A 13468-nucleotide genomic window follows, 5' to 3' on the forward strand; every position below is an offset into this window, starting at 1 on the left:
ATCAATTTTTAAACCAATAAAACTATGAGGAGATTTTCGATCTTCATCGGCTTGTTTGTAGTAATCTGCTGCACAAGCTGCGATTCCAAAAAACATGAGAACAAGGAAGAAACCAAATATCTCGTGTCCAGCCCCATTCAAAAAGATACTTCAATTACCAAGGACTATGTGTGTCAAATCCATTCCATTAGGCATATTGAGCTAAGGGCCTTGGAAAAAGGATACCTACAGCACATTTATGTGGATGAAGGACAACATGTAAAAAAGGGGCAGCAAATGTTCCATATTATGCCCAATGTCTACCAAGCTGACCTGCAAAAGGCCAATGCAGAGGCAGAAGTGGCCGAAATAGAATACAAGAACACCAAACTATTGGCAGATGGCAATGTAGTTTCCGCCAACGAACTTGCCATGGCCAAAGCAGAGTTTGATAGAGCCAAAGCAGAAGTTAGTTTGGCCGAGACCCATTTAGGCTTTACCGATATCCGTGCACCGTTCGATGGAATAATGGACCACTTGGAAGCGAGGGAAGGTAGTCTTTTGGACGAAGGTGAACTTTTAACGACTCTATCCGATAACTCCAAGATGTGGGTGTACTTTAATGTGCCAGAAGCTGAATACCTAGATTACATAACCAGTTCCAAAAAGAACGAAAAACAGGTCGTTGAACTGTTAATGGCCAACAACAAAAAGTTCAACCAGTCGGGGGTCGTGGAGACCATCGGAGGAGAATTCAACCACGAAACGGGTAACATTGCCTTTAGGGCAACCTTTTCCAATCCCGATGGTATTTTGAGACATGGCGAGACAGGAAGCATTTTGATGAAAGTGCCCCTGGACAACGCCATGCTTATCCCTCAAAAAGCAACTTTTGAGGTATTGGACAAAAAATTTGTGTTTGTACTCGATAAGAATGATACCGTACAACAGCGGGAAATAGTTGTAAGTGCAGAGCTGCCTCATCTCTTTGTGGTGGAAAAAGGACTTACATTAAGCGATAAAGTGCTCTTGGAAGGTATCCGTATGGTTCGGAACGGGGAAAAGATTCATTACGAGTTCGAGAAACCTGAATCCATACTATCTCACCTAGAGTTGTATTCTGAGTAACAATCCCATAATCTTAAGCAATGTTTAAAAAATTTATACATAGGCCGGTATTGGCCATTGTGATTTCGGTCATAATTGTGTTTACGGGACTGTTGGCCATAAAACAACTGCCCATTTCGCAGTTCCCACAAATAGCACCCACCACGGTAAATATTTTTATAGCTTATCCGGGTTCGAGTGCTGATGTTTTGGTGAAATCAACCCTAATTCCTTTGGAAACATCCATTAATGGGGTACAGGGTATGCGGTACATAGCGTCCGATGCCACCAGTGCTGGGGAAGGAACCCTTAGAGTGATTTTTGAACCGGGAACCGACCCTAATCAAGCCGTAGTTAGAGTAAAAACACGGGTAGATCAAGTAATGCCCTTGTTACCGGAACTGGTGCAGCGCGAAGGGGTGATCATTACCCCCGTACAGCCCAGTATGTTGATGTACGTGAACCTGTATAGCGATGCCAAAAACAATGACGAAAAGTTCCTGTACAATTATGCGTATACCAAGGTTATTCCTGAAATACAACGTATCAACGGAATAGCCAGCGCCCAAATTCTGGGTAGCCGCAAGTTTGCGATGCGTGTTTGGTTAAAACCCGATAGAATGCGAGCCTACGAGGTATCTGCGGAAGAAATTCTCACGGCTATGGAGGAGCAAAGTATTCTGGCTCGACCGGGTCGATTGGGGCGTAGCTCCGGGAAACGGGCACAGTCCCTTGAATACGTATTGGTATATCAAGATAGATATAATGAGCCCGAGCAGTACAAGGACATTATTATTAAAGCCAATGGAGAAGGGGAGTTGCTGAAACTCGGAGATGTCGCCGATGTGGAACTTGGAAGTGAGTTTTTTGATATTTACTCCAATCTCGATGGCGACCCATCCGCATCCATTGTGTTAAAGCAGACCTTTGGCAGTAATGGAAGTGATGTGATTGATGCAGTAAAAGACAAGCTTTCCGAGCTTGAAGAAGAATTGCCTCCGGGAATTGATTATAAAATCAGTTACGACGTATCCAACTTCTTGGATGCCTCCATTGAACAAGTACTGCATACTTTACGTGATGCCTTTATCCTAGTTGCGGTAGTGGTGTTCCTCTTTTTGGGTGACTGGCGTTCCACTTTGATTCCGATTATTGCTGTACCGGTATCGCTCATCGGGGCATTTTTTGTGATGCAGCTTTTTGGACTCTCCATTAACCTGATTACTCTATTTGCTTTGGTTTTGGCCATCGGTATTGTGGTGGATGATGCGATTGTTGTAGTAGAGGCCGTCCATATGAAGATGGAAAAGGAAAACCTGACGCCATATAAAGCCTCTTACGAAGTATTGGGAGAAATTGGGGGTGCTATTATTGCCATTACTATGGTGATGGTGTCCGTATTCATTCCAATTTCCTTTATGACTGGTCCCGTTGGGGTGTTCTATAGACAGTTTTCCATCACAATGGCGGGATCTATTATTATTTCCGCCTTGGTGGCACTTACCCTCACACCCGTGCTATGCGCCATGATGCTGAAGAACAACCACGGGAAACCCAGAAGAAAATCACCTATAAATCGCTTTATAGATTGGTTTAATAGAAAATTTGAAAAACTCACTGGTAGATATATTGGTGTCTTAAGCAAGATTGTAAACCGGAGAGTGGTCACTTTTGGGGCATTGATAGCTTTCTGTGCTGGAATTTTCTTTACCAATCAAACACTTCCAGCAGGATTTATACCCAATGAAGATCAAGGAATGATTTACGCTATTATCCAAACACCTCCAGGTGCTACATTGGAACGGACCAATGAGGTGGCCAGAAAGCTTCAAGCACTCTGTGAGGAGACCGAAGGTGTGGAATCTGTTTCTTCTTTGGCGGGATATGAGATCATGACCGAAGGGCGCGGTTCCAATGCGGGTACTTGTCTCATCAACCTAAAACCATGGTCGGAGCGAGAACATTCCGTCCACGAGATCATGGAAGAACTGGAAGAAGAATCCAAAGACCTTGGAGCGGTAATTGAATACTTTGAGCCGCCAGCGGTACCCGGGTTTGGTTCATCAGGTGGTTTCTCCATGCGTTTGTTGGACAAGACCGATGGAACCGATTATCACGAATTTGAACGTATCAACAATGAATTTATGGATGCGCTTCGTGAACGCGAAGAGCTGACAGGGCTGTTCACTTTCTTTGCTGCAAATTATCCGCAGTATGAGTTGAAAATCAATAATAAAGCAGCGATGCAGAAAGGCGTTTCCATAGGAAGAGCGATGGAAAACCTGAACATTCTTATTGGTAGTACCTACGAGCAAGGATTTATCCGTTTTGGTCGATTTTTTAAAGTTTATACCCAAGCCGCCCCGGAATACCGAGGTATGCCATCTGACCTTGAAAAACTCTTTGTAAAGAGCGAAGAGGGTGAAATGGTAGCCTATTCCGCTTTTATGACCATGGAGAAAAAGTTGGGTCCCAACGAAATTACCCGATACAATTTGTACAATTCTGCGGCCATACGTGGTTTGCCCGCCTCTGGCTTTACTAGTGGTGACGCCATCAAGGCCATTGAGGAGGTTGCGGAACAAACCTTGCCCAGAGGTTATGATATTGCATGGGAAGGTTTGTCCTATGATGAGGCACAGCGCGGAAATGAGTCGCTTTACATTTTTATCGTGGTTCTGATTTTCGTGTACTTGGTACTTGCTGCGCAATATGAGAGTTTCTTGCTGCCCTTGGCAGTGATTCTATCGCTTCCTGTTGGTATTTTCGGTTCCTTTTTCCTTTTGAAAGCGATGGGACTGGCCAACGATGTGTATGCCCAGATCGGTATTATTATGCTGGTGGGACTACTGGGCAAAAATGCCGTTTTGATTGTGGAATTTGCCGTACAAAAACGTCGGGAAGGTTCCACGATACTTGATGCCGCCATTGAAGGTGCCAGACAGCGTTTCCGACCGATCTTGATGACTTCCTTTGCCTTTATCGCCGGATTGATTCCTTTGGTGATTGCTACTGGTGCAGGGGCCATTGGGAACAAGACCATTGGCGGTTCGGCGATGGGCGGTATGATTATAGGAACTATTTTCGGAGTTCTATTGATTCCTGGTCTATATTACATATTTGCAAAAATGGCGGATGGCAAAAGTCTTATCAAAGATCAGCACGATGAACCGATGTCGGAAGAGTTTTTCCATCGCAATGACACGGTTTTCAAATTGAAGGCCCGACTGCGCTTGATGAATCAGCGTTTGAAAAAAATGACGACTTCAAAAAATGGAAATAATAATAAAAAAGGCAACCAAAATGAAGCATAGAAAATCACTTTTAATTGGAATGATAGCGACGGTAGTCCTGTATTCCTGTGTGCCCACCCGTGAGGTCAGGGAAGAGAACGTTGCTGTTCCGGAGAACTATCAGAATCAATCCACAGATACCATAAATACCGGATTGGTGGAATGGAAGGAGTTTTTTAAAGACCCCAACCTCATTGCATTGATCGATACTGCCTTGGTCAAAAACCAAGAGCTAAACATTATGTTACAGCAAGTGGATATGGCCCAAAACAGGATTCAGGCCAAAAAAGGAGAGTATTTGCCCTTTGTGAACATCCAAGCAGGTGCAGAAGTTGAAAAAGTTGGAGAATATACCCGTAACGGTGCTGTAGAAAAGAACCTTGAGGTGAAGGAAGGCGAAGAGTTCCCCGAACCCCTGACCAATTATATGGTCGGGGCCTTCGCCACTTGGGAACTCGATGTATGGAAGAAGCTCCGTAACGAGAAGAAAGCAGCGGTCTTTGAATACCTGTCCAGCGTGGAGGGCAAAAACTTTATGGTGACCAATTTGGTAGCGGAAATTGCCGATTCGTATTACGAATTAATGGCCTTGGACAATCAAATGGCCATCATAGATCAAAACTTGGAGATTCAGCAGAATGCGTTGCGTATGGTGAAACTGCAAAAGCAGGCTGCCCGTGCCACGGAATTGGCGGTAAAGCGTTTTCAGGCGGAAGTTTTGAAAAACCAAAGCCATAAATACGAAATCCAACAGGAAATCGTGGAGATGGAGAACCGATTGAACTTTTTGATTGGTAGAACGCCTCAACATATTCAACGGGCATCCGATAATTTTATCGATACACCGATTGATACGATTTACGCAGGAATACCTTCGCAATTGTTACAGAACCGTCCCGATGTGCGCAGCGCTGAATTTGAATTGCAAGCGGCCAAGTTGGATTCGAAAGCGGCCAAAGCCAATTTTTATCCACAGTTTACGATAAAAGCAGGTCTGGGACTGGAAGCGTTCGATACCAAATACCTGACGACCACGCCAGAATCTGTTTTGTATTCAGCTATTGGTGATATGGTGGCTCCATTGATTAACAGGAATGCCATTAAGGCACAATATAAGAATGCTACGGACCGACAGTTGCAAGCGGTTTATGAATATGAAAAGGCCATTTTGAATGCTTACATCGAAGTGGCCAACCAGTTGTTCAACATCAATAACTTAAAAAAGAGCTATGAATTAAAGGATGGTCAAGTACAGGCATTGACGGAATCCATAGACCTATCTACTCGCTTGTTCCAATCCGCAAGGGTGGAATATATCGAAGTGCTTTTGGCACAACGAGAGGCCTTGGAATCCCGCATGGAGCTTGTTGAGACCAAAAAAGATCAGTTGTTGGCCCAGGTAAATATGTACCGCGCCTTAGGCGGTGGCTGGAATTAAAACCTCCAATTCATTAATATTGGCAACCTACTTAACTATCGGTTCTCAATAAAGCGAAGGCCATTCTAAAATTTAAAAGAATGGCTTTCCGTTCTTTTTGGTCTAAAAGTTTTCATAGAATTCTTTAATATACCATTAAGGTAAAATACGTCCTGATACACTAAAAAACAACGGATCATTTTTTGCTGTTGCAAAACTGTTTTTCAGTTTTGTGCCGACCCTTTTTTCGCCATTAATAGATATAACAAGCCACACAGTAACCATGCGGGCAATGTCATAAATGAAAGGAATATATCAAATGTGACCGAGACAAAATAGCACATCCCAAAACTGATGGCCCATGACCAAAACACCGCTCGGTTGAATGTCACGTTCTTTTTTTCCGCATAATCCAATATGATATTGGCCTTTTTACCATAAAAATGCTCAAATACGATAATAGCTCCCATAGGTGCCAAAATGAAACCGTACAATGCCACAAAATCCAATAGCTTCATGGCAAAAGCGGGGAATAATCCCGCCAAGGTGGCCACACTACCGGCAATAATGGTTACCCAAAATGTTGAGGTTTTTGGAATAATGGCTTGAAACGCCAATCCTGCACGGTAGATGGTGGGGTTGGCCGTTGTCCAACCAGCCAAAACCACGGCAATGGCACCGAATATTCCCAATGCGTTGTAAGCTAGCGGACCTGGAGCAACATTGGGGGCACTTCCACCGGACAAAGCTGCTTGTGCCTCAGGTGATTTTAGGTACACCGCATAAAGCAAGGCAGCCGCAATCCAAGCCATATAGTGGCCCACGTACATTCCTGCGGCCGTGGTCCATCCAGCACTGGCCTTTTTGGCGAATCGGAACACGGAGAGATCGGACATCCCTACGTGCATAGCGGCATTGGCGAACCAAGACCAGATCATCACATGCCAAAACGTATACTTGATCTGTCCAGGAAAAGATTCGCCGCCTTCTCCCCAAATGTTCCAAAAATCGGAGAAACTGTTTACATCAAGGTCGCGAAGTGCAACAATTCCACTCGCTAAAAATGCCAGAACAATTATCGGTGACATATAGTTGGCTGCTTTGGAAACGGTCTCATAACCCTTTGCTGCAATCAAGGAGATAACAGCTCCGATAGCCAATACGATGATCACCCAAGTAATTCCATTGGGCATGGTATCGGTCAATTTGGGCATTTCCATATTAAAGGGAATACCGACTGCTGTAGCCGATACGGTAATCATGGCCCCGGCCAGGAAACAAAACAAAATACCATTGGCGAGATTATAGCCTATGACCAATTTTTTGCCCACTATTTTTTCCAATTGATAATACAGCGTAAGCCTGTACTTGACGGCAATTTCAGCCGTAAGAAAACGCCAGCTCAACACTGCCAAAAGGTTTCCCAAAAGAAGCCCGATGATCAAATCAAAGGCACTGACTCCCGTGGTCAAAAAAAGTGGGCCAATAACAAATTCCGTACCTGCCGCATGTTCTCCGGCGTACATGCCCAAAAAACTTTTCCAACTTTTTAATTTGGATTGGGGCACGGGTTCTCTTTCGAATTCGCCACCTGCTATTTCCTCAATTTCTTCGTCAATATTGTATTGGCTCATGTAGTTAGGTTTGTATCGTTAAATTTTAGTGTGCCGGTTTGTTAGATCAAGTGCTTGTGCAAGTCTTGGATGTTCTCGCAGCACAATTGGTCCATGATTTGTTGTAACTGTACTTTAAGGATGGTCATGGTATGATCTCCTCCCTTATTGCCCATGGCAGCGGTACCGTACATAAAGGAGCGCCCCATAAAGGTAAATTCGGCTCCCCGTGCGAGGGAACGTGCCATATCTGGACCAGAGCGCATACCACTGTCCATCATAATGGTGATTTGATCTTTGTATTTTTCAGCAATACGGGTCAATGGAGCAATGGTGGATTCCCCCGCATCCAATTGTCTACCTCCGTGATTGGAAACAATGATGCCATCGAATCCCAGTCTAATGGCCTGTTCGGTATCTTCTTCGGATGCCACACCTTTCAGGACTAACTTTCCTTTCCATTTATCACGGATCGGTTTGATGCGTTCCTCGTTCAAACGCCCCGAAAAGGTTTTGTCCATGAACTTGCCCAGTTGCTTTAGGTTGAGACCTTCCGGGGTGTATGGTTTTAGGGTTTCAAAAGTTGGAATACCGTGTTTTAGGGTTTGAAATGCCCAATTTGGTTTGCCCAAAATTTGCAGGATGTTCGCCATTGCCATTTTTGGGGGCAAGGCCAAGCCGTTTTTAAAATCCCTTGGTCGGTATCCAAAAGTGGGCACATCGCACAGCAGTACCAAAACAGGGCAGCCTGCAGCGGCCGCCCTATCCAAAATATCATTTCTTACAGTATCTTCCACTGGATTATAAAGTTGAAACCAGGCTTTACCTTCGGTAAGTTCGCTTGCTCGTTCTATGTTCATGGTGGTCACCGTGCTCAAAATAAAGGGCACATTGTGCTTGTTGGCCGCTTTGGCCAGAATTTCGGGGGAGTTGGGCCACATCAGCCCTTGAAGACCTACAGGTGCGACACCAAATGGCGCATCGTATTCTTCTCCAAACAATGTTGTTTTTATACTGGAACCCTTAAAATCCTTGATGTAAGTTGGTTTTAGGGTGATGTCCCTTATTTCGGAAGTGTTCCTTTGAATATTGATGTCTTCGTTGCAACCGCCATCCAAATATTCAAAGGCAAATCGCGGGATTCTTTTTTTTGCTTTCTCCCTCAGATCATCAACGGAAGGATAACGGGTATCAAAACTTTGGTCCATATCAATTGGTAAATAAGGGTCTGTGCTTTTTTAAGGCGTAGTTATTTTTGAGGAACTTTTGGTCCAATTCCACGTTGGAAATGACAATGGCCGCTCCGAGTGCTGAACCTAAAGATGCATCGGTGGTCTTCACCTTCATGTTATCAAAACCATGGGCCAGCAATTCCACAAAAATTTCATTATTGGCAAAGCCACCATCAATGTACAATTGGTTGATTTCATCATTACCAATAGCTCTTTTTATACGGTCCACTTGCAATTCCACCAATTCCATCATCAATTGGTGGTAGGCTTCTTCATAAGAGTCGAAATTCATGGGGGTGAGGGTATTTGGCAATTTCACATCAATACTTGTCCATTTAAACGTGTGGGTGAAATTGCACTTTAGTTTTTGATACAACTCAGGATTAAAACCTACGGACTCGTGGTGGTCTTCGGACACATTGAAAAGTTTGGCCAGTTCCTTAATTTTTTCGTCGTACTCATTCCCCAGGAACAAACGAGCGGCTTTCACAGATTCCCCATTGATGCGCATATAGTTGATGCAATTGGAACTTGTGTCTTTATCTGTCAAAAGCTCTTTGGAAAAAGGGTTCAGCGCTATACTCCATGTTCCTGTAGAAAGCAACAGGAATTTTTTGTCAATACTTCGGATGTAGGGTAAAAGCGCCGAAGAACTATCGTGAATACCAACTCCGACTTTTATTTGATGTCCCAGAAGATTGGTGTTGATGCTGGTTCCCGTATCCACAATGGAAGGCAATACCTTATGTATTTCCTCTTGGTAGACCCAGTTGTGGTAATCCTGTTTTTCGTAGTTCCAGAGGGCGGTATGGCAACCAATGCTGGTGTATTCACTAACGGGGATTCCCGTAAACAAATAGCTTAGATATTGCGGTAGGTGCAGCGAATACTTGATGTTCGAGAAAACTTCCGGTTTTTCCTTTTTAAGCCAGTAGAGTTGTATTCCAGAGTTAAGCATCCCCTCTCTGGTTGTTCCGGTTTCCCTGCAGAATTCAATCTCGGGCCCGTATTCTCCGTAGAATTTAGCAATGACTTCTTCCGAAATGGGCTTGGTGTAATTGTACAATGGAGTAATCACGTTGCCCATGTCGTCCAAGTGAACCAAGCTAGCTCCGTAAGATGAAAAATTGACCGCTTTTACTTTGTAATCTTTGGATTTTAGAATATCATGAAAGCTGTTCTTTATCCAGTTTTGAAGTTCGGTGAGGTTTTCTGTAGGATGACCATCCTCATCTTTGATGGGTTGTAAATAGGTATAATCGCGATGCACCTCCTTGAAATCCAAATCAAAAAGGAAGAACTTTTTATTGGTCTTTCCAATATCGAAAACCGCAATTACCTCTGTTGCCATAGTATTTGTATTATAGTCCCGTAGCCATTGAATGTTTACCCCTTTGCTCCACTAATTTTTTGCGGATATTTAAATGTCGGTACGTGTCCAAGGGGTGCAAAGCTCCTCCCTTGGAAATCCTGGCACGTTCCAATAATGGTCTTACATCGGTCAGGTAAGCATCCTGTAAAATTTCTTGGCACAAGGTCACATCGTGCTTATTTTGCGCTTCACGAAGGGCCTTTTGATCTATTAAAAGTGCTTTCGTATACGAAGATCGGATGGCTTCCAGCGATTGCATCAAATCCTCCAAGGGATCTTTTAGATTATGACTGGCATCGATCATCCAGGCTGGGTAAGGGTTTTGCGGATTGTTCTCCATGCCGTGGACCAGTTCGTTGAAAATCAAAAACAATGTATATGGTTTGATGCTTCCTACAGTAAGGTCATCATCCCCATATTTACTGTCGTTAAAATGAAAACCACCCAATTTACCTTTCATCATAAGAGTGGCAACAATCTGTTCTATGTTGGTGTTGGGCAAATGGTGCCCCAAATCCACTAAGGTATAGGCTTTTGGTCCACATTCGTTGGCCAACATAAAGGAGGTGCCCCAATCCTGGATCACCGTGCTATAAAAATTGGGTTCATAAGGTTTGTATTCAATAAAAAGCTTCCAATCTTCGGGTAGGGTCTTGTAGATTATCTGTAAGCTATCCTGTGTATTTTTAAGTACAGTCTGGAAATTGTTCTGTCCAGGAAAACTGGAACCATCCGCCAACCATACCGTTAGGCTTTTGGAACCTAGTTTCTCTCCCAAGCGGATGACATCAATATTGTGCTGAACAGCTTGTTGCCGTGCCTTTTCATCGGTACTGCAAAGCGAACCGAATTTATAGGAATGTTCTTGATCGTGCTGATTTTGAAAGGTGTTGGAGTTCATAGCATCGAATTTGAGTCCAAGGGACTTGGCCAACGCCTTGATTTTTTGGACATCTTCTGGAACGTCCCATGGAATATGAAGTGAAATGGCCCCTGCGGATTGTGTCAAGGAATGGATCAATCCGACATCCTCTATTTTTTGCTCCAATGTACCTGGTTCTCCATGGTAGGAGAACCTCCCGAATCGTGTTCCCCCTGCGCCCAAGGCCCAACTGGGTATGGCGACTTGGAAGTCACATATCTTTTTTAGTAGACCTTCAACATCGTACCCTTTGTTTGTTAAGCTATTGGCCAAAAAATCAAAGCTTTGATTATGCTTGTCAAAATTGCTTTGGTTTTCGGAGTTTATTTGTTCTTTATCTAAAATCATAGGGTGTAATAATCTTTAAAAACCGCAGGCCAAAACTTGACCTGCGGAAACTTGAATAGTAAATAACTAAACTAAAAACCTATCTTGTAAATGCATTGGCCATGCCACCATCCACGTTGATAATGTTTCCAGTACTCTTATCCAGCAGACCGACAAAGGCGAACACGCCGTTGGCAATATCTTCCGGATATATAATTTTGTTGAGCAGATTTCTTTTGGCATAATGAGCGGGAAGGTCTTCCACTTTTATGCCATGCGCTTTCGCACGACCTTCGGCCCAATCCCCTTCCCAAATCTTGCTTCCTACGATTACACCATCTGGATTAACGGTGTTTACGCGGATTCCCTTGCTCCCAAGCTCTGCAGCCAATAGACGTACCATGTGCTGTTGTGCGGCTTTTGCAGTTCCATATCCGACATTGTTCGGTCCCGAGACCAATCCATTTTTACTGGCGATGCTAATGATGTCGCCACCAAGGTCTTGTTTGTCCATAATGGCAACTCCTTGCTTAAAGAGCTCGAACTGCCCTTTGACCAATACATTTTGGAGCAGGTCCCAGTCTTTGGTCGTGGTTTCTTCCAAAGGTTTTGAAATGGCCAGCCCGGCACTGTGTATTACCAAATCCACACCGCCAAATTCCAAGCAGGCATTCATATAAGCTTTGCTTATGGAATCGGTACTTGTGACGTCACAAATTGCGTAACTGGCAACATCCCTTGGATAGGTTTCCAACGCTTCTTTAAGTCGTTCCTCTGCTATATCGGTCAATACTACATTTGCTCCGTGTTCAGCAAGCTTGTCAGCAATCGCCTTTCCTATCCCTCCGCCTGCACCGGTGACCAGTGCCACTTTTCTGGATAAGGGTTTTTCTTTGGGCATACGCTGTAGTTTGGCCTCTTCGAGCAACCAGTATTCAATATTAAATGCTTCTTGCCTTGGCAAGGAGGTATAAGCTGAAATGGCCTCTGCTCCACGCATTACATTAATGGCATTGATGTAAAATTCGCTTGCCACACGGGTGGTTTGTTTGTTTTTGGAGAAACTGAACATTCCAACACCGGGATAAATGATAATGACCGGGTTGGGATCACGCATTGCCGGGCTGTTGTCGTGTTTGCAATTTTCGTAATAGGCTGCGTATTCCTGTCTATATTGTTCAAATGCGGGTTCCAGTTTTTTCAAAACTTCATCAGCATTGGATACATCTTCTTTTAGATCCAATGTCAATACCAAGGGTTGGATCTTGGTGCGCAAGAAGTGGTCTGGACACGAAGTTCCCATGGGGGCCAATTTCTCCAGATCGTTGCTGTTGATGTATTCCATTACCACATCGGCATCTGTAAAATGGCCGATCATGCGATTTTCGGAAGAACACAATCCGCGAAGGAGAGGCATCAACCGGGCCGCTTTTTCTTTTCTGTCATCTGCCGGCAATGATTCCACCTTTTGTCCGCCAAAAACTTCGCCCTGCTCTTTTATTTTTTTCTCAATAAATTCTGATGCCATTTCAATGACTTCCAGACTATTGATGTAACATTCATAAGAAGTGTCGCCCCAGGTAAACAATCCATGGCTTCCCAATACGATACCACGTATCCCAGGGTTTTCACTAAGGCACTTTTCCAATTGAAGCCCAAGGTCAAATCCCGGCCTTTGCCATGGCACCCAACCCATGGTGTTTCCCCAAATTTCTTTGGTAACTTTTTCACTGTCCTTTGCTGCCGCAACAGCAATTAAGGCATCTGGGTGAAGGTGGTCAATATGTTTAAAGGGCAGTAAACCGTGCAATGGAGTATCAATGGAAGGAGCACGACTATCTAAATCGTAAATACAGTGGTTGAAGAGGCCGACCATTCTGTCCTCATCATGCAATCCTTTGTAGACTTTTTTCAGGTTTCTTAGACGCTCCGTGTAAAGACCTGCAATCCCTGAACGGGTAAGGGTTCCAATATCACCTCCAGAACCCTTGATCCACATAACTTCAACATCTTCGTTAGTCAACGGGTCTTTTTCTATGGTTTTACAACTGGTATTGCCCCCTCCGTAGTTCGTGATCCTTAAATCGGAGCCTAAAATATTGGATCGGTACAGGAAAAGGGCCACTTGGTCATCACCAAGCTCCAACGCCTTTTTTTCGTCCCATAAATAATCCACGTGTTTAAAAGTCTTAATCCCCATCAGGTT

The 13468-nt window shown here is 44.0% G+C and carries 8 protein-coding genes; 3 read left to right on the top strand and 5 right to left on the bottom strand.

The genetic code is table 11. The annotated features are described in order from the left end of the window. The first annotated feature begins 24 nt into the window (after positions 1-24). From VM932_RS10260 to VM932_RS10270, 3 genes are read left to right on the top strand one after another with little or no spacing between them, the layout of a single operon-like run. A complete protein-coding gene (locus tag VM932_RS10260) occupies positions 25-1107 on the top strand; it encodes an efflux RND transporter periplasmic adaptor subunit (protein WP_326278717.1) in 1083 nt (360 codons plus the stop codon). A 20-nt stretch (positions 1108-1127) separates the two neighbouring features. Next, positions 1128-4400 carry an efflux RND transporter permease subunit gene (locus tag VM932_RS10265; protein WP_326278718.1) on the top strand — a complete coding sequence of 1091 codons (3273 nt, stop codon included), beginning with the start codon at positions 1128-1130 and terminating at the stop codon, positions 4398-4400. Further along, positions 4390-5817 (top strand): TolC family protein, encoded by a 1428-nt coding sequence (locus tag VM932_RS10270; protein ID WP_326278719.1) that lies wholly within the window; start codon positions 4390-4392, stop codon positions 5815-5817. Before VM932_RS10265 ends, VM932_RS10270 begins: the two co-directional genes overlap by 11 nt. A 203-nt stretch (positions 5818-6020) precedes the next feature. Here the strand turns inward: VM932_RS10270 and VM932_RS10275 are convergent, their stop codons facing one another. The 5 genes from VM932_RS10275 to VM932_RS10295 all read right to left on the bottom strand — a co-directional run bounded on the left by VM932_RS10275 (position 6021) and on the right by VM932_RS10295 (position 13462). Then, the gene (locus tag VM932_RS10275) at positions 6021-7430 is read right to left on the bottom strand and encodes a purine-cytosine permease family protein (protein WP_326278720.1); all 1410 of its coding nucleotides are present in this window, start codon (positions 7428-7430) and stop codon (positions 6021-6023) included. Between the two features lie 41 nt (positions 7431-7471). Then, positions 7472-8617 (bottom strand): alpha-hydroxy acid oxidase, encoded by a 1146-nt coding sequence (locus VM932_RS10280; RefSeq protein ID WP_326278721.1) that lies wholly within the window; start codon positions 8615-8617, stop codon positions 7472-7474. Position 8618: 1 nt separating this feature from the next. Beyond that, a complete protein-coding gene (locus VM932_RS10285; RefSeq protein WP_326278722.1) occupies positions 8619-9992 on the bottom strand; it encodes an FGGY-family carbohydrate kinase in 1374 nt (457 codons plus the stop codon). Positions 9993-10002: 10 nt separating this feature from the next. After that, positions 10003-11283, bottom strand: a complete 1281-nt coding sequence (locus VM932_RS10290) for a sugar isomerase (RefSeq protein WP_326278723.1) — start codon at positions 11281-11283, stop codon at positions 10003-10005. 79 nt (positions 11284-11362) lie between these two features. Next, positions 11363-13462 (bottom strand): bifunctional aldolase/short-chain dehydrogenase, encoded by a 2100-nt coding sequence (locus VM932_RS10295; protein ID WP_326278724.1) that lies wholly within the window; start codon positions 13460-13462, stop codon positions 11363-11365. Positions 13463-13468: the final 6 nt, after the last annotated feature.

Origin of the sequence: Flagellimonas halotolerans (assembly GCF_035818535.1) — a bacterium.
GTDB classification, from domain to species: domain Bacteria; phylum Bacteroidota; class Bacteroidia; order Flavobacteriales; family Flavobacteriaceae; genus Flagellimonas; species Flagellimonas halotolerans.